Here is a 16,756-nt window from a genome sequence, read left to right as displayed (position 1 = left end):
GAACGGTGCCGCGCGGCGGCCAGAATAAATGGCGCGTCAAGGGTTGGCAGGCGAGCGTTCGAGCGATGTTGGAAAATGATTAGGCAAGTTGTTCGGCAGCAACTTTCCTACGCCAAACGTATTGATTGCCATCGTCACCTGTAACGCCCTGCACGCCAGGACCGCCTCATTTTCAAATGCCTGCAAACTCGACGAGTAAAGCTGGGCCATAGTTTTGGCCGCGCGAAGTTCTGATGATTTCATGGGTGGATCTCCATAGTGGCTATAACAGTGCCGCGCGGCGGTCACCGCGCGGCAGGGTCATTGAGACTTATTCCTTGCCCTGCACCAGCCCTGAGCCCAGATCGGCGCCAGTCACCGGGTTGGCCGAAGGGTCGGACTGGGTACGCAACTTCAGCGCTTCCAGCACCTGCATATCAGCGCTGCTCAATTCAACCGACGCCGAGCCGTCACCGCCATCGACGGCCGGCGTCGGCGACTCGACGTATTCCCACTGCCCGCCCTCGTTCCACGGGCCACGCAGGCTTGGCTCGGACATGCTGAAGTATTTGTTGGTGAACTCCGGCATGCCCGGCAGTTTGCCTTGGGGGAAGTTCGGCTGAATGGCATGCAGCGCTTTTTCGAACGACAGCTGGTGGGCGATTTCGCGGGTCATCAAAAAGCCCAGCGCCTCTTTCACACCAGGATCATCGGTCACGTTCATCAGGCGCTCGTAGACGATCTTGGCGCGCGCCTCCGCGGCGATGTTGGAGCGAAAATCCGCAGTGGGTTCGCTGATCGAGTCCACGTAAGCGGCGGTCCAGGGCACGCCGGCCGAGTTCACCAGGGGCGCGCCGGCGCCGTACAAAAGGCTGGTGATGTGCGAGTCGTTGCCGGCGCCGTTGATGGCGCGGTACAGCTCGCCTTCTTCCTGAACGCCCTCGGCCAGCTGGCCCTTGGCGCCTTTGTTCAGCATGCAGATGATTGAACCGACGATCTCCAGGTGGCTGAGCTCCTCGGTGGCGATGTCCATCAGCAGGTCTTTGCGCCCTGGATCGTCTTCGGCCAGACCCTGGGTGAAGTAACGCGCGGCCGCCGCCAGTTCGCCCTGGGCGCCACCGAACTGCTCTAGCAGCAGGTTGGCCAGGCCAGGATTGGGCGCAGCAACGCGCACGGTATATTGAAGACGCTTGTTGTGAATGAACATGTCGATTCCTCAGGCTTTCTCTGTTGGAAGCGTTTGCCCATTTCAAGGGCTTACTGCAACGCAGTCAGAACTCAGAGAGGCGGAGGATGAAAAGTTATTCATTGATTTTTATACGGCGAGACGAGCGGCGCGGGACGAAACGTTCCATAAACCTCGGCAATCGAGCCCATAAAAGCTATCTATCTAGTTCGTGACCGATGGTAATGAGGCGGAGTAAAACCGCAACTAATGGCGAACTTATAGTTGGCGCACAACAATAACAGGCTATAAGAGAAATTTCACGCAGCGCCCATGGCGTTGAGAATGCCAGCCCACTGCGGCGACTCCAGGAACTCGCCGATGGGCGGCAGACATTCTTCGAAGGGCTGCAAGAATGCCCAGCGGCAGGACTCCAGGCTGGCATGGGCGGTGGACATATGCGCCCCGGCCTGCCCCAGGATGACTGCCGCCGAAGCCCAGAACGCCGAGACCGGCTGCAGGGACACCAGGGGCAGGCGATATTGCAGGTGCAAGCGCCATAGCGTGGACAGCGCCAAGCCTTGCCGACGATGCTCCGGCTCGATCTCGAGCCTGTAGATGTACAGGCGATCGCGCAGCGGACTCAGGCCATAGTGAACATGCCCCACCACCCCGTTCGCCTCGATCAATGCCATGTACGCAGGCGCCGGATAGGCGAAGCTGTGGGCCTGGCTCTTTACCCGCCGCGCCACGATGTCCACCTCGGGTAGCGATACGGTCATTGCATAGTGGCGCATACCTCGTGAAGCGAAGAAGTCGCGCATCGGGTCAAACCATTCCATCGCCAGCTACCAGGGGAGAACTCGTTATCTCCTGTGTCGGTCGCGCGACGGAATTCTTCAATGCCAAGGCGTGGTGTGAGCCGTAATGGTCGCCTGCAATGCATGACGGCTGCACCGCTGCCGGCCAACCGTCAGCGATCAGCGCTGGTGTATATTTCGCGGCGCACGCAAATTACGACCAGGGATGCAAGTGTGGCACTGATCAAGCAATGGCTGACCCGACTGCGCAATCATCAAGCGCCCGTCACGCCATGGGCCGCCCAACGCCTTGACGAGGCGATGCATTGGCTCGGCAACGCCGAACAGCGCCCGGACTGGCTGGCATTTTCCACGCACCCCAACGGCTTCATCCGCGAGGTGGCGGTCAGGACGTTGCGCGACCAGCCCTCCCCCAGTGCCTTGGCCGCCTTGATCGAGCGATTGAACGATTGGGTGCCACAAGTTCGCGATCTGGCCAGGCAGGGCCTGGATGATTATCTATCGCCCGCCCATGTTCAGACCTGGCTGTTGGTGCTCGAGCCGCTCATGGCGCTGGCGTCGCGTTACAGGGCAGACCACAACCCAACGCTAAGGCAGGTGCGCCAGCTGCTAGAGGCGCCCGAGGCTCGCGACGCTGTCCATGCACACTTTCTGACCCGACAAGGCCGCGCGGCGCGCTACCTGTTCGAGTTGTTGCTGGAGCAGAGCTTCGATAGGCAGGCGCTGCTCACAGACGCATTGGCCCATCGCGAGTTGACGGTGCGCCTGGCAGCCGTGGCTGCCAGCCAGCGCTTGCCGAATGGGCAAGCCCTGGAATTGCTGGAACAAGCCCTTCCTCACCAGGGCGCCAAGGTCCGGGTCTGCGTCATTCGTGCCCTGCTGCCCTTGCTGGAGCAGCCACAACCGCTGTTGCGCCAGGCGTTGCTGGACTCTGCGCGGTCCATCCGCCGTCTGGCACGCTGGGCCGCGCCGGCACAGGATGTCGACCCACACGCGCTATTGCTCGAGCGCCAGGCAAACGTCCTTCCCGAAGTGAAGCGCGAGTGGCTGGGTATCCTTGGGCTGGCGGCAGAACTCGAGGTCCAATTGCAGCCCCGCTGGGTGACGGCAGCCACCCGCTCCCGGTACCCCTCCGTGCGCCAGGCGGTGATCAGGCAACTCGGCGAAAGCCATTCACCCGAGCTGCTGGCGGCGCTCGACGACCCTGCCGACTCGGTCTTTCTGGCAGCGGCGAACCAGCTGAACTCACTACCCTGGGCTTCGCTGCAGGCCAGGCTGGACGCCAAACTGGACAAGGACTGGCATGAGCTGTCCGACCAACGCCGGCAGGCCCTCATGGGGCTGCGCCCACAATGGCAACAAGTGGCCTACCTGCTGACACGAATGACTGCAGAGCCTACGGCTGGCACGTATTGGGCGCAGCAGATCAGCCGGTGGTGCGAACAGCAGTATCGGGCCGTCGATCCCACCACTGGCAGCGCCACGCGGGCGCAGCTGATCGAGCAATTGCGCGGCCTGGTATCCGCAGGGCTTGTCAGCCGTGCCGAGTTTGCCCGCGTAGCGACATGACCGGCATCCGCAGTGCATTTTCCGTGAGTGCCCGAAGCCCAGGCACAGCGGTGATCCATCTACCCGGAGACATTGACAATGATTTTCTTCGCAATCGACCGTCGAGGTTATGACGACTATGTGCGCCTTGCGCACCCTGGCGCAGCGTTATGGCTGGCCGCTGACGTCCTCAGCGAACAGGAACTGCAGTCTTTACGCAGCACCGGCGTCCCTGTCAGCTGCTTCACTTATTCTTTATCAGCCCATGAAAGCGATGCGATGCAACACGCCGTGCAAACCATCCGCGAGCATCATCCAGGCGAGACGGTATGGGTCGGCGTCTGACCCCCACCTGGAGACGGTAACAAGGGTTTTATTCGCAACCGACCGTCGAGGTCATACCGACCAGGTACGCCTCATCACCGATGCGCCTCGACCCACCAACGCACCCGGCCCAGCGCCTGCTCGAGCTCACCCGCACCTACCGAACCCAGGGCCAGGCGCAGCGCGTGGGGCACGTGGGGCGAGGTGCAGAAGGGTTCTGCGGTCGAGACCGGAATGCCCTCGCGGATCAACGCTGCCGCGATCTGGTCGGCCCGCGCGTCGTCAGCCTTGCGCGGTGAATGCGCTATCCTGCCCAACCGTCGACCCGCTCAATCGTGCAAGGACGCCCATGCTCAGTTCACTGCTGTCAAACGGTCAGCCGACCACACCGGATCGGCTTGAGCCGGTAGTGCCCTGGTGGAGCTTCAGCAAAACCGTGCTGGCTGCCACGGCCCTGACGCTGGTGCGTGATGGGCGGGTCCGGCTTGACGAGCTGATACCCGGCCAGCCGTTCACGCTGCGCCAGTTGCTGCGCCATGAGGCCGGTCTGGCCGACTACGGCGAACTGGCGGCTTATCACGCGGCGGTCGAGAACGACGAGCCGGCCTGGCCGGCCGATGACATGCTCAAGCGCCTCGACGCGGCTCGGCTGCGCTACAGCCCCGGAGCCGGTTGGGGCTATTCGAACGTCGGCTATCTGTTCGTCGCCAGGCTCATCGAACGGCTCACCGAGCGGCCGCTGGACCAGGCGGTCGCCGAGCGGGTGCTCTCGCCGCTGGGCCTGGCCAATGTCCGCTTTGCCAGGACCCGAGCCGACATGCAAAGCGCCCAGCCGGCAGGCACGGCAAACTATGACCCCGCCTGGGTGTACCACGGCTTGTTGATCGGCCCGGTTTCGCAGGCCGCGTGGTTACTCGATCGCCTGCTCGGCACCGACCTGCTGCCGGTAACCCTGCTCGAGCAGATGCAGACCGCGCGAATCCTCGGCGGGCCGCTACCCGGGCGCCCATGGCTCGCGCCAGGCTACGGACTGGGTGTGATGCAGGGGGCGATTGTCGGCGGCTATACGCTGTGCGGGCACACCGGCAGCGGGCCGGGCAGTGTCATTGCGGTCTATCGCGTGTGTGACGGCGATGCGTCGGCCTGTTGCGCGGTGTTTGCGGCGCACGGGCGTCAGGAGGCGGTGGAAGCCCGTGTGGTCGAACAGCTGATGCAAGGGCTTGGGCGGGCTCACTGACGGGCTGGACACTCGAGTCATACGTCCGGGAACAGGCCGGCCCGCGGCCTCCCCCTAGGGTACGGATGGGATATGCGACGGTGCGACCGACCTGAACGCTATTCCTGCGCAGGCGCCGCTGCCTGCCAGTCATCCGGAATCACCGCAATCACGTCGATTTCCATCAGCCACTCCGGCTGCCCCAGCCCGGAAATCACCAGCCCGGTGGAAATCGGGAAAACCCCCTTGAGCCATTTGCCGACTTCGCGATACACCGGCTCCCGGTAGCGCGGGTCGATAATGTAGGTGGTGGTCTTGACGATGTGCGAGAGGTCGGAGCCGGCCTCTTCCAGCAGTTGCTTGACGTTCTTCATCGCTTGTTCGGCCTGGGCCTGGGGGTTGCCCAGGCCGACCAGGTTGCCGTCGAAATCGGTGCCGATCTGGCCGCGGACGTACACCGTGTTGCCTGCCCTGACCGCCTGGCAAAGGTCGTTGTCCAGCGACTGATTGGGGTAGGTCTCTTTGGTGTTGAACATGCGAATACGGGTATGGGTGGGCTTGGACATGGAACACTCCTGAACGAAGACAACGGTGTGCCGCAGGCCGGCTGCGGCCATGAACATCAGGCGCCCAGGGCGGCCTTGGCGGACGATGGGTCGAGCAGCGCGGCATCGGTCTTGCGTTCAGCGGCCTCGTGGTAGGTCGAGTATTGACGCTGGATGGCGATCTGGTCGGCGACGTATTTGGCGTCGTGCCACACGCCCCAGATAAACGACGACCCGCGGCGCGACTGCCAGGGCAGCCCCAGAAAGTAGATACCCGGTTCAGTGGACACCCCGCGCTGATGCTGCGGCTTGCCCTTGGCGTCGAAGGCGTCGACCTTCAGCCAGCTGTAGTCGCTGGTAAAGCCGGTGGCCCAGATGATCGTGGTGATGCCGGCTTGCGCCAGATTCAGTTCGAGGATGGGCCGGGTCACGCAGTCGGGGTCGGCGAACACCCGCCGCGCCTGGGGGTCCGCTGGCAGCTGCAGGCCATTGCGCTGCACGTAGGCGTCGGCTGCATCGAGCAGCGACAGGTAGTTTTCGTCACCCTTGGCCAGGTTCTCCACCAGGTCTTCCCGGAAGGTCACCACGCCGTCGTGGAAGGACTGGGTCAGGCCGACCAGCTTCAGGCCGCGCTGCGCCAGCTCGCGAAAATCCACGGTGCGCCCGCCATGGGCGCCGCTGACCGCGATGGTCACGTGCTCACGCCCCGGCTGCATGGCCGCCACGTCCCACAGCCCGAGCACGCCCAGCCACCAGCAGAAGTCGCGGTTGCGGTAGGCCCGGGGTGGACGGTCGTGCTGGCCCACCGAGAGGTACACGGTTCTGCCCGCGCGCTGCAGTTCATCGGCGATCTGGGTGCCGGACGAACCCGCGCCGACTACCAGCACCGCACCGGCGGCGAGCTGCTCGGGGTTGCGGTAGTGCGCCGAATGAAGCTGCTGCAGCGCCGGGTCTTGCGGGGCAATGCCGGGGATGACCGGAATCTGGAAAGGCCCGGTGGCGACCACCACACGCCTGGCCTGGATCGGGCCTTGCGAGGTGTCGACCGTGAAACCGGGCCGGCCGGCGTTGCGCACCACCTGCCGGACCTCGACGCCGGTGCGAATCGGCGCATTGAACTGCCTGGCGTAGGCTTCGAAGTAGTCGGCGACCTGCTCCTTGGGCGCAAAGCTGTCGGGGTCCAGGCCGGGAAATTCCAGCCCGGGAAAACGGTCGTGCCAGGCTGGCCCGTTGGCCACCAGCGAGTCCCAGCGGCAGGTCCGCCAGGCCTCGGCGATGCGGTTGCGCTCGAGCACCAGATGGGGAACGCCCAGTCGGCTGAGGTGCTCGCTCATGGCCACGCCGGCCTGGCCGGCGCCCACCACAAGGGTATCTGTTTCCACGACTGCAGCTGTCATTGCCTGTTCCTTCTCGAAGGCGGGAGTGCAGGCATTCTGTGCAGTTACGCCCGATAGCGAAAATATGATTTTTGTGGTCGCAGCAGAGGAAAAAACTAGGGATCGAAAAACCCGCCGCCCACCCGCCCTGACCAGCTTTTTTATCGCTTGAGAGCACATATTTACTGGTTTTCCAAAAGCCCGCACTTGGTCACTATCGCGCAAGCCCAGCGCCTGCTTTGCCCGTTCATTGCCGTTTTGGACACACCTACCACAGCGCTGGCGCCTGCGGAGATCAGCCATGAGCAAAACAACACGTGCCACCGCCGAATACCAGCAACTCGACGCCGCACACCACATTCATGCGTTTCTCGACCAGAAAGCCCTCAACGCCCAGGGCGCGCTGGTGATCGAACGCGGCGAGCGCCTGCACCTGTGGGACACGGACGGCAAACGCTATCTGGACGGCATGTCCGGGCTCTGGTGCACCAACCTGGGCTATGGCCGCAAGGACCTGGCCGAGGCGGCCGCGCGGCAGCTGCATGAACTGCCCTACTACAACCTGTTTTTCCACACCACCCACCCGCGGGTCATCGAGCTGTCGGAGCTGCTGTTCAGCCTGTTGCCCAGCCACTACAGCCACGCGATCTACACCAACTCGGGGTCTGAAGCCAACGAGGTGCTGATCCGCACCGTGCGTCGCTATTGGCAGATTCAAGGCAAGCCCGAGAAGAGCGTGATGATCGGCCGCTGGAACGGCTATCACGGCTCGACCCTGGGCAGCACGGCGCTGGGGGGCATGGGCTTCATGCATGAAATGGGCGGCATGCTGCCGGGCTTCGCGCACATCGGCGAACCCTATTGGTACGCCCAGGGCGGCGAGCTCAGCGAAGAGGCGTTCGGCCTCAAGGCGGCAGCGGAACTCGAGGCCAAGATCCTCGAGTTGGGTGCCGACCAGGTGGCGGCCTTTGTCGCCGAGCCGTTCCAGGGCGCCGGCGGCATGATTTTCCCGCCGGCCAGCTACTGGGCGCAGATCCAGCGTATCTGCCGCCAGTACGACGTGCTGCTGTGCGCCGACGAGGTGATTGGCGGGTTCGGCCGCACCGGGGAGTGGTTCGCCCACCAGCACTTCGGTTTCGAGCCCGACACCCTGTCGATTGCCAAGGGCCTGACCAGTGGCTACATCCCCATGGGGGGCTTGATCCTCAGCCGCAAGATGGCCGAGGTGCTGGTCGACCAGGGCGGTGTGTTCGCCCACGGCCTGACCTATTCCGGTCATCCGGTGGCAGCGGCCGTGGCGATCGCCAACATCCTTGCGTTGCGTGACGAAGGCGTGGTCAGCCAGGTGAAGACCGACACCGGTCCGTATTTCCACCAGCTGTTGCGCGAAGCGTTCGCCGACCACCCCGTCATTGGCGATATCCAGGGCACCGGCCTGGTGGCCGCCTTGCAGTTCGCCCAGGACAAATCCACGCGCCAGCGCTTTGCCCAGGAGAACGAAATTGCCTGGCACTGCCGCACCGTCGGCTTCGAAGAAGGGCTGATCATCCGATCGACACTGGGCCGCATGATCATGGCGCCGGCGTTGGTCGCCAACCATGCCGAACTGGACGAGCTGGTGGAGAAGACCCTGCGCTCGGTGAACCGGACAGCCCGCGAGCTGAACCTTCTTTAGGCCGCCAGCGGCGCCCAGCCGCTCTGGCGTTGCTGCGCCAGGGCGGCTAGCCGACCAACCGCTGCTCCCCTGCCCGCCCACAAGCAATCTTTTCGATAAGCAAGCACCATAAAAAACCTCGTTTCGCTGGCCGCTGTCGGCCGACAGAATGCAGCCATTGCCTTTCTGAACCCGGGGCGCAATGCCCGTCCCTGGCCGTTTCAGATGCCCAGTTCAGACCAGACAGGATCGCCGTCATGACATTTTCAATCGTGGGTCGCTGCGCCGAAACCGGCCAACTGGGGATCGCCATCAGCTCCTCGAGCATTGCCGTCGGTGCGCGCTGCCCCTGGCTGCGCCCCGGGGTGGGTGCGGTGGCCACGCAGAACATCACCCTGCCGGCCCTGGGGCCGCAGGTGCTGGATCACCTGGAACAGGGCGCCTCGCCTGCCGAGGCGCTGGACAAGGCCCTGACCCGCAACGGCTATGGCCAGTTTCGCCAGCTGACCGCCATCGACCACCTGGGCAATACCGCTCACTTCAGCGGCGCCAACACCCTGGGCTGCCACCACGCCTTGTCGGGCGAGCAGTGCGTGGCAGCCGGCAATATGCTGGCGGGCACCGCAGTCATCGAAGCCCTGGTGCACACCTTCGAGACCAGCGGGGGCCACCTGGCCGATCGCCTGATCGCCGCCATGCAGGCGGCGATGGCCGCAGGTGGGGAAGCAGGCCCGGTGCATTCAGCAGCCATGGTGGTGGTCGGCGAGCACACCTGGCCGATCATCGACCTGCGGGTCGACTGGGCCGATGAGGACCCGGTCGGCAATCTCGCCGCCCTGTGGCTGGACTACAGCCCTCAGGTGCAGGACTACCTTACCCGCGCGCTCGACCCCAGCAAGGCACCGGGCTACGGCGTGCCCGGCGATGAGCGCTGAGGGCACCCGGGCGCCCCCATACCGCTTCACCGGGTGATCGGTTCGCTGGCCCCTGGCTGGGTTGCCAGCACCTCACGGCAGTGATCGATGAACAGCTGCGCCGGCTTGGTCAGCTGCGAGCGGCGCAGCCAGGCCGCCGCCAGGCCCGAGCCGGTGACCTGCTCGACCAGCGGCACGCAGACCACCTTCTGGCCGTCGTAGGTATAGGGCGAATGCGGCCGCGTCACCAGGATGGCGAAGCCGAACCCGCGACCGACCGTGCCCCTGACCATCTCGATCGAAGGCGAGCTGAACAGGATGTGCGGGTTCAGGCCCAGCTCTTCGAAGATGCTCACGAAATAGGTCCGGCTGGGCTGCACGTCGAGCAGCACCATCGGCTCGAGCACCAGGTCGGTCAAGGACACCTTGGCCTGGCTGGCGAAGCGATGCCCCTCGGGCAGCAGTGCATAAGGCTGCTGGGGCGGCATCAGGGGCGCGGTGACGATGGTGCTGTCCAGATCGTGCTCGTAGAGGATCGCCAGGTCGATGCTGCCCGACGTCAATGCCTGCACCAGTTCCTGCTGCTCGCCGTCGCGAATGCGCACCTCGACGCCGGGCCAGCGGTCACGAAAGCCGGCGATCAGCTGCGGCAGATAGAGCGGCGCGACGGTTTCGAAGCAGCCGATATCGATCTGCCCCGCCACCACATCGTTGTCGGCCAAGGCGTTCTGCTCGAACTCATGGGCGACCCGCAGCAGCTCCTGAGCCTTGCGATAGAAGCGCGCGCCGCTGGGGGTCAGCGAAACACCCTGGGCGTGATGACGGATGAACAGCTGCACCGCGAAGCTTTCTTCCAGATGCTTGATCGCCGTGGACACCGAAGGCTGGGCGATATAGAGCTTGCGCGACGCTTCGGCGACGCTGCCACATTCCACCGTGGTCACGAAATACTTGAGTTGCCGCAGATTGTAGACAGCCATGTCGCCCTCGATATGGCGCCGTCGCGCAAACCACGCGCCAGCGCGCTCCAGTTCAATCCAGCCGTGCATTCTGCAAGTTTGCGCGGGGTTCGCAAAGGAGCAATTTCCTAAGCGTTGACCTTAAAAAACATGGCCTTGGGCGCACCAGAACAGTGCGCTTCTGGCGAGGTTTTTTATCGATAAGGACCACATTTTTACTGGTTTCTCACTCCGCCCAGTTGCTCCACTATCGGCCCCATCGTCAGTCGAACAGCCCATTGAGCAGCGAGCGGAGAGCGTGCAGTGACAGACTTCAACGCATGGCAACGGTTGGCCAGCCAGCAAACCCTGAGTCAGGCCGCCTGGATCGATGGCCGCCCCTGCACGGCCCTGAGCGGTGCCACCTTCGCGGTGATCAACCCGGCCACCAACGCGCTGCTGGCCGACGTCAGCGCCTGCGCCGAGGCGGACGTCGACGCGGCCGTACGGGTGGCACGCAAGAGCTATGAAAGCGGGCCGTGGGCACGCATGCAGCCGCGCGAACGCAAGGCCATCCTGCTGCGCCTGAGCGAGCTGATCCTGGCCCACCGCGAGGAACTGGCGCTGCTGGATTCGCTGAGCATGGGCAAGCCGGTGATGGACGCCTACAGCATCGACGTGCCCGGCGCCGCGCACGTGTTCGCCTGGTACGCCGAAAGCCTCGACAAACTCTACGATCAGGTGGCGCCCACCGGCCCCGGCACGCTTGCCACCATCACCCGCGTGCCCCTGGGCGTGATCGCGGCCGTGGTGCCGTGGAACTTCCCGCTGGACATGGCCGCGTGGAAACTGGCGCCGGCCCTGGCGGCCGGCAACAGCGTGATCCTCAAGCCTGCCGAGCAATCGCCTTTTTCAGCCCTGCGCCTGGCCGAGCTGGCCGCCGAGGCCGGCATTCCGGCGGGTGTTTTCAACGTCGTGACCGGGCTCGGTGAGCAGGCCGGGCGCGCCCTGGGACTGCACCCGGATGTCGACGCCCTGGCGTTCACCGGCTCCACCGAGGTGGGCAAGTGCTTCATGAACTACTCGGCGCAATCGAACCTCAAGCAGGTGTGGCTGGAGTGCGGCGGCAAGAGCCCGAACCTGGTGTTCGCCGACTGCCAGGACCTGGACCTGGCCGCCGAAAAAGCCGCGTTCGGTATCTTCTTCAATCAGGGCGAGGTGTGCTCGGCGAACTCGCGCCTGCTGGTGGAGCGCTCGATTCACGATGAGTTCGTCGAGCGCCTGCAAGACAAGGCTCGCCACTGGCAGCCCGGCGATCCCCTCGACCCGGCCAGCCGGATGGGCGCCATCGTCGATGCCCGGCAAACCGCCCGGGTCATGGCGTACATCGATGAGGCCGCAAGCTCGGGGGCCCGCCTGGTGGCCGGCGGCGAGCAGGTGGTGATCAACGGCTCGAGCAACTTCATTCAACCGACCCTGTTCACCGGCGTCGGCCATGACATGCGCCTGTCCCGTGAGGAGGTGTTCGGGCCGGTGCTGGCGATCACCCCGTTCGACGACGAGGATCAGGCGGTGCAGATGGCCAACGACCATATCTACGGTCTCGCCGCCTCGCTGTGGAGTGACGACCTGAACCGTGCCCACCGGGTCGCCAGCCGCCTGAACGCGGGCACCGTTTCGGTCAACACCGTGGACGCCCTGGACGTCTGCGTGCCCTTCGGCGGCGGCAAGCAGTCGGGCTTCGGCCGCGACCTGTCGCTGCATTCCTTCGACAAGTACACGCAATTGAAGACCACCTGGTTTCAGCTGCGCTGAGCAGGTGTGCTGCATCCGCCGCGCCTGGCCGCTGCCAGGCGCGGCGAACAACAAGAAAGTCGGTCCCCGCAAACCGTCCCGGCAGCGCAGCTGTTTTCTGTATTACCTGCCAGCCAGTCATTGATCCCGGGCATGCACCCGGGTGCCAACAGAGTGCACTTTCCATGCAGAGCAACGACTCCACACCCGCCACCCTGGAACTCAGTACCATCCAGCCCATCGCCCATGATCAACGGCATGGACGGGCGCGCGATCTGTTCACCATCTGGTTCGGCTCCAACATCATGCTGCTGACCGTGGTCACCGGCGCGCTCGCGGTGACCGTGTTCAAGCTGCCGTTCCTGGCGGCCATGACCGCCTTGATCCTCGGCAACCTGGTCGGTGGCATCTTCATGGCCCTGCACTCGGCGCAAGGCCCGCAGCTGGGCGTACCGCAGATGGTGCAGACCCGTGGCCAATTCGGCTCGTATGGCTCGCTGCTGGTGGTGGCGCTGGTGGTGATCATGTACCTGGGCTTCTTCGCCTCCAACCTGGTGCTGGGCGGGCAGTCGCTGCACAGCCGCTACCCGCTGCTCTCGACCAACCAGGGGATCATCCTGGTGGGCCTGATCAGTGTGGTGGCCACGGTGTTCGGCTACCGCCTGATCCACGCCTACACGCGGATCATGTCCTATGTATCGGGAGCGACGCTGCTGCTGTGCTTCATCTGGATCGTTGGCGTGCACGGCCTGCCGGCCGACTTCATGCAGCGCAACGAACTCAACCTGACCGGCTTTCTCGGCACCCTGTCCATCGCCGCGCTGTGGCAACTGGCGTACGCCCCCTACGTGTCCGACTACTCGCGCTACATGCCGGCCAATACCGGCGGCGGCGCGGCCTTCTGGTCGAGCTACTGGGGATGCTGCCTGGGCTCGATCCTGCCGATGGCGCTGGGCGTGATCGTCGGCCTGTGCGTCGAGGGCGATATCACCGCCGGCCTGATCGCGCTGACCGGCAGCCTGGCCACCCTGGTGGTCGCGGTGTTCTCCATCGGCATCGCCGCCACCAACGCCATGAACCTGTACTGCGGCACGCTCTCGGCGATCACCGTCGGCCAGACCCTGGTGCCTAAATGGTCGGCCGGCGCCCTGTCGCGCGCCATCACCGCCCTGCTGCTGTTCTCGATCGCCCTGACCCTGGCGCTGCTGGGCCAGGATGATTTCATGGCCAACTACACCAACTTCATTCTGTTGCTGCTGTATGTGCTGGTGCCCTGGACCGCGATCAACCTGGTCGACTATTACCTGGTCGCCCATGGCAGCTACGACGTCGCTTCGTTCTTTCGTCGCGACGGCGGCATCTACGGCTACGTCAACTGGACCGCCGTCGGTTGCTACCTGCTGGGCATCCTGGTTCAGGTGCCTTTCATGGCCACCGAGCTATACACCGGGGTCATCGCGCGGGCCATGGGCGGCGCGGACATCTCCTGGATGGTCGGCCTGGCGGTGATCTCGCCGGTGTACTACCTGGCCAGCCGGCGGCGCAATCGCGTGCAGGCACTGAACGTCATGGGGAAAAGCGCATGAACACGCCATTCGACTACGTGATCGTCGGGGCTGGCTCGTCCGGCTGCGTCCTGGCCAACCGCCTGAGCGCCGACCCGGCCGTCAAGGTGTGCCTGATCGAAGCCGGCGGCAACGACAACAGCCAGCGCATCCAGACGCCGGCGGGCACCATCACCTTGTACAAGAGCAAGACCTACAGCTGGAATTTCTTCAGCGCGCCGCAGCAGCATCTCGGCGGGCGCAGCCTGCATACGCCCCGGGGCAAGGCCCTGGGCGGCTCCAGCTCGATGAACAGCATGATCTACATCCGCGGCCACGCCAGCGACTACGACCGCTGGGCACAAGCGGGTTGCCCCGGCTGGGACTGGAACAGCGTGCTGCCCTACTTCAAGAAGTCGGAGAACAACCGCCTCGGCCAGGACCCTGGCCGGCATGGCACGGGCGGCGAGCTGAACGTGGAGGCGGCGCGCGATCCCAACCCGGTGTCGCGGCTGTTCGTCAGCGCGGCGCAGAAGGTCGGTATCCGCCGCAACGACGATTTCAACGGTGAGCAGCTCGAGGGCTGCGGCATCTACAACCTGACGCAGAAGAATGCCCGGCGCCTGTCCAGCTACCGGGCGTTCGTCGCGCCGGTGCTGAGCCGGCCCAACCTCAAGGTGATCACCGACTGCACGGTGCACTCGGTGGTGGTCGACGGGGGTGTCGCCACCGGCGTCAACGTGCAGATGGCGGGCACCCGGCAGGTCTTGCAGGCCAACCGCGAAGTCATCCTCTGCGCCGGCTCCCTGGGCAGCCCGCAGTTGCTGCTGGCGTCCGGCATCGGCCCGGCGCAGGACCTGCAGGCCGCCGGCATCGAGGTCCGGCATGACCTGCCGGGGGTCGGCAAGAACCTGCAGGACCATCTGGACGGCTTGATCACCGTGCGCTCGAAAAGCCCGCTGACCCTCGGCTTCTCGGCCGGCGCGCTGCCGAGCATCGTCACTTCGCCCTGGCGCTACCTGAGGGCCCGGATGGGCTGGCTGACCACCAACTACGTCGAGGCCGGCGGCTTTGCCCGAACCGCGCTGAGCGACGGCTTGCCGGACGTGCAGTTCCACTTCGTGCCCGGCTACCGCAGCCACCGCGGGCGGCTGTTCGAATGGGGCCATGGGTACGCGGTGCACACCTGCGTGCTGCGGCCCGGAAGTATCGGCGAGGTGCGCATCGGCCGCGACCGGCAACTGCTCATCGACTTCAACTTCCTGTCCGACCCCGAGGACGCCAAGGTGCTGGTGGAAGGGCTGAAGCTGGCCCGGCGTGTGCTGGCCTCGGCCGAGTTCGATAGCATTCGCGGCGAGGAGATGCTGCCGGGCAAAGCGGTGCAGACCGACGAGCAATGGCTGGCGTATGTGCGCGACTACGCTGCCACGGTCTTTCACCCCGTGGGCACCTGCAAGATGGGCAGCGATGCCATGAGCGTGGTCAGCCCCGAACTCAAGGTGCACGGCATCGAAGGCCTGCGGGTGGTCGATGCCTCGATCATGCCGACCCTGATCAGCGGCAACACCAACGCGCCCTGCATCATGATCGGCGAAAAAGCCGCCGACCTGATCCTGCGCCGCACACCACCGGGCGCTGTCTAGCCTGGGCTGGCCGTCGTCAATGAGGAAGCGGGCGAAGAGCGCTCGCTGCGGTTCCTGCGCCATGGCCGATCGGCCCGGCGCAGGCTCGCGCAGGCGTCGCTGAAACGGCTGTCGAGCCCAGTTTTTTCCTCGTCAACGACCACATATTTACTAATTTTCCTTCTGCACCACTTGCGCCAACATCAGCCTCGCCCGTCCGAGGCACAAGGTCCACACAGAGACCAATCCGTCGTTGCCCTGGCGTCTCGCCTTCCTGCCCCCGAATCGCACGAACTAAAAAAACACCATCATTCCGGGAGTGCTTCATGGTCAAGTCATTCGTCTCGCGCTGCATCCGTCCGCTGGCCTTCACCGCCCTGGCAACCGGCATTGCCAGCGCTGCCCAGGCGGGCACGCTTTCGATCGGTCATACCACCTGGGTCGGCTACGGCACCCTGTACCTGGCCCGGGACCTGGGCTACTTCAAGGAAAAAGGCCTGAGCGTCGAACTGCCGACCATCGAGGAAGCCTCGATGTACATGGCCGCCCAGGCCTCCGGCAAGCTCTCGGGCTCGGCCTCGACCCTGGACGAGATCCTCAAGTACCGCCCGCAGTTCTGCTTCAAGGCCGTGGCGGCCCTGGATGAAAGCTACGGCGGCGACGGCGTGCTGGTGGGCAAGGACGTCAACAGCCTGCAGGACCTCAAGGGCAAGGCGGTGGCCGTCAACGAAGGCTCGGTGTCGCAATTCTGGCTCAACTACCTGCTCAAGAACGCCGGCATGAAGATGAGCGACCTGACCATCCAGAACATGACCGCCGACGACGCCGCCACCGCCTTCATCGCCGGCCGCGTCCCGGCCGCCGTGACCTGGGAGCCGCACCTGAGCACCGTGCGCGAGAAGAAAACCGGCAAGGTGCTGGTCGACAGCAGCAGCACCCCGGGCGTGATCGTCGACGTGGTCGCCCTTAGCTGCGACGTGGTCGACAAGCAGCCGGACGACGTCAAGGCCCTGGTGGCCGGCCTGTACAAAGCCGTGCAGTACACCAAGGAGCATCCGAAGGAGGCCTACGCGATCATGGCCAAGGGCGTGGGCGGCTACCTGGCCGATGCCGGCGAGCTGGAATCGGCGGCCAAGGGCGTGCGCTTCTACGACCAGGCCATGAGCGAGAAGCTGCTGGGCAGCAACGGCAGCCAGGGCGACGCTGCGGCGGTGATCAAGCTGGCCAACGAGACCGCCACCGAGCTGCAGGGCAAGCCCTACAACGTCAGCTACGGTGACCTGATCGACAACCGCTTCATCAGCCCGAAATAGGAA

General features: G+C 64.7%; 15 protein-coding genes and 1 pseudogene. 9 read left to right on the top strand and 7 right to left on the bottom strand.

Going from position 1 to position 16,756, the window contains the following annotated elements:
- Positions 1-36: 36 nt before the first annotated feature.
- The 3 genes from SFA35_RS10240 to SFA35_RS10230 form a co-directional block, all read right to left on the bottom strand.
- Entirely contained in the window at positions 37-243 is a 207-nt protein-coding gene (locus SFA35_RS10240; protein ID WP_320577881.1) for a hypothetical protein, read from the bottom strand.
- Between the two features lie 67 nt (positions 244-310).
- The gene (locus tag SFA35_RS10235) at positions 311-1,186 is read right to left on the bottom strand and encodes a manganese catalase family protein (protein WP_320577879.1); all 876 of its coding nucleotides are present in this window, start codon (positions 1,184-1,186) and stop codon (positions 311-313) included.
- 278 nt (positions 1,187-1,464) lie between these two features.
- Positions 1,465-1,986, bottom strand: a complete 522-nt coding sequence (locus tag SFA35_RS10230) for a GNAT family N-acetyltransferase (protein ID WP_320577877.1) — start codon at positions 1,984-1,986, stop codon at positions 1,465-1,467.
- Positions 1,987-2,178: 192 nt separating this feature from the next.
- Here SFA35_RS10230 and SFA35_RS10225 point away from each other — a divergent pair, with 192 nt between their 5' ends.
- Positions 2,179-3,534: a PBS lyase gene (locus SFA35_RS10225; RefSeq protein WP_320577876.1), complete on the top strand. Its 1,356-nt coding sequence runs from the start codon at positions 2,179-2,181 to the stop codon at positions 3,532-3,534.
- Positions 3,535-3,612: 78 nt separating this feature from the next.
- Positions 3,613-3,858, top strand: a complete 246-nt coding sequence (locus SFA35_RS10220; protein WP_320577874.1) for a hypothetical protein — start codon at positions 3,613-3,615, stop codon at positions 3,856-3,858.
- Between the two features lie 74 nt (positions 3,859-3,932).
- Here the strand turns inward: SFA35_RS10220 and SFA35_RS10215 are convergent.
- Positions 3,933-4,124: pseudogene (locus SFA35_RS10215) on the bottom strand (PLP-dependent aminotransferase family protein); the annotation flags it as partial.
- A 62-nt stretch (positions 4,125-4,186) separates the two neighbouring features.
- On the opposite strand from SFA35_RS10215, the gene SFA35_RS10210 reads away from it, so the two are divergent.
- Positions 4,187-5,074, top strand: coding sequence for a serine hydrolase domain-containing protein (locus SFA35_RS10210; RefSeq protein ID WP_320577872.1), 888 nt, complete (start codon positions 4,187-4,189; stop codon positions 5,072-5,074).
- A 98-nt stretch (positions 5,075-5,172) separates the two neighbouring features.
- Here the strand turns inward: SFA35_RS10210 and SFA35_RS10205 are convergent, their stop codons facing one another.
- Both SFA35_RS10205 and SFA35_RS10200 read right to left on the bottom strand, forming a co-directional pair.
- Positions 5,173-5,619, bottom strand: a complete 447-nt coding sequence (locus SFA35_RS10205; RefSeq protein ID WP_320577870.1) for a RidA family protein — start codon at positions 5,617-5,619, stop codon at positions 5,173-5,175.
- 56 nt (positions 5,620-5,675) lie between these two features.
- On the bottom strand, positions 5,676-6,995 hold the full coding sequence (locus SFA35_RS10200) for an NAD(P)/FAD-dependent oxidoreductase (RefSeq protein WP_320577868.1): 1,320 nt from the start codon (positions 6,993-6,995) through the stop codon (positions 5,676-5,678).
- Between the two features lie 280 nt (positions 6,996-7,275).
- On the opposite strand from SFA35_RS10200, the gene SFA35_RS10195 reads away from it, so the two are divergent.
- Both SFA35_RS10195 and SFA35_RS10190 read left to right on the top strand, forming a co-directional pair.
- Positions 7,276-8,649, top strand: coding sequence for an aspartate aminotransferase family protein (locus SFA35_RS10195; RefSeq protein WP_320577866.1), 1,374 nt, complete (start codon positions 7,276-7,278; stop codon positions 8,647-8,649).
- A 236-nt stretch (positions 8,650-8,885) separates the two neighbouring features.
- On the top strand, positions 8,886-9,563 hold the full coding sequence (locus SFA35_RS10190; protein ID WP_320577864.1) for a DUF1028 domain-containing protein: 678 nt from the start codon (positions 8,886-8,888) through the stop codon (positions 9,561-9,563).
- 26 nt (positions 9,564-9,589) lie between these two features.
- On the opposite strand, the gene SFA35_RS10185 is transcribed toward SFA35_RS10190, so the two are convergent.
- Positions 9,590-10,522 (bottom strand): LysR substrate-binding domain-containing protein, encoded by a 933-nt coding sequence (locus SFA35_RS10185; protein ID WP_320577859.1) that lies wholly within the window; start codon positions 10,520-10,522, stop codon positions 9,590-9,592.
- Positions 10,523-10,804: 282 nt separating this feature from the next.
- Here SFA35_RS10185 and SFA35_RS10180 point away from each other — a divergent pair, with 282 nt between their 5' ends.
- The 4 genes from SFA35_RS10180 (at position 10,805) to SFA35_RS10165 (ending at position 16,753) form a co-directional block, all read left to right on the top strand.
- Positions 10,805-12,295, top strand: a complete 1,491-nt coding sequence (locus SFA35_RS10180) for an aldehyde dehydrogenase (protein ID WP_320577857.1) — start codon at positions 10,805-10,807, stop codon at positions 12,293-12,295.
- A 164-nt stretch (positions 12,296-12,459) separates the two neighbouring features.
- Positions 12,460-13,860 (top strand): purine-cytosine permease family protein, encoded by a 1,401-nt coding sequence (locus SFA35_RS10175; RefSeq protein WP_320577855.1) that lies wholly within the window; start codon positions 12,460-12,462, stop codon positions 13,858-13,860.
- Positions 13,857-15,461 (top strand): GMC family oxidoreductase, encoded by a 1,605-nt coding sequence (locus SFA35_RS10170; RefSeq protein WP_320577853.1) that lies wholly within the window; start codon positions 13,857-13,859, stop codon positions 15,459-15,461. Before SFA35_RS10175 ends, SFA35_RS10170 begins: the two co-directional genes overlap by 4 nt.
- A 305-nt stretch (positions 15,462-15,766) precedes the next feature.
- A complete protein-coding gene (locus SFA35_RS10165) occupies positions 15,767-16,753 on the top strand; it encodes an ABC transporter substrate-binding protein (RefSeq protein WP_320577851.1) in 987 nt (328 codons plus the stop codon).
- Positions 16,754-16,756: the final 3 nt, after the last annotated feature.

Origin of the sequence: Pseudomonas sp. HR96, from assembly GCF_034059295.1 — a bacterium.
Lineage (GTDB): Bacteria > Pseudomonadota > Gammaproteobacteria > Pseudomonadales > Pseudomonadaceae > Aquipseudomonas.
Note: the sequence above shows the minus strand (reverse complement) of the source record. Positions and strands in the feature narration are given on the sequence as shown.

What these genes read in the sequence shown, in the direction of transcription:
- SFA35_RS10235 (WP_320577879.1), bottom strand. Translation starts at nt 1,186, where the DNA reads ATGTTCATTCACAACAAGCGTCTTCAATATACCGTGCGCGTTGCTGCG.
- SFA35_RS10230 (WP_320577877.1), bottom strand. Translation starts at nt 1,986, where the DNA reads ATGGAATGGTTTGACCCGATGCGCGACTTCTTCGCTTCACGAGGTATG.
- SFA35_RS10205 (WP_320577870.1), bottom strand. Translation starts at nt 5,619, where the DNA reads ATGTCCAAGCCCACCCATACCCGTATTCGCATGTTCAACACCAAAGAG.
- SFA35_RS10190 (WP_320577864.1), top strand. Translation starts at nt 8,886, where the DNA reads ATGACATTTTCAATCGTGGGTCGCTGCGCCGAAACCGGCCAACTGGGG.
- SFA35_RS10240 (WP_320577881.1), bottom strand. Translation starts at nt 243, where the DNA reads ATGAAATCATCAGAACTTCGCGCGGCCAAAACTATGGCCCAGCTTTAC.
- SFA35_RS10210 (WP_320577872.1), top strand. Translation starts at nt 4,187, where the DNA reads ATGCTCAGTTCACTGCTGTCAAACGGTCAGCCGACCACACCGGATCGG.
- SFA35_RS10185 (WP_320577859.1), bottom strand. Translation starts at nt 10,522, where the DNA reads ATGGCTGTCTACAATCTGCGGCAACTCAAGTATTTCGTGACCACGGTG.
- SFA35_RS10195 (WP_320577866.1), top strand. Translation starts at nt 7,276, where the DNA reads ATGAGCAAAACAACACGTGCCACCGCCGAATACCAGCAACTCGACGCC.
- SFA35_RS10200 (WP_320577868.1), bottom strand. Translation starts at nt 6,995, where the DNA reads ATGACAGCTGCAGTCGTGGAAACAGATACCCTTGTGGTGGGCGCCGGC.
- SFA35_RS10220 (WP_320577874.1), top strand. Translation starts at nt 3,613, where the DNA reads ATGATTTTCTTCGCAATCGACCGTCGAGGTTATGACGACTATGTGCGC.
- SFA35_RS10170 (WP_320577853.1), top strand. Translation starts at nt 13,857, where the DNA reads ATGAACACGCCATTCGACTACGTGATCGTCGGGGCTGGCTCGTCCGGC.
- SFA35_RS10165 (WP_320577851.1), top strand. Translation starts at nt 15,767, where the DNA reads ATGGTCAAGTCATTCGTCTCGCGCTGCATCCGTCCGCTGGCCTTCACC.
- SFA35_RS10175 (WP_320577855.1), top strand. Translation starts at nt 12,460, where the DNA reads ATGCAGAGCAACGACTCCACACCCGCCACCCTGGAACTCAGTACCATC.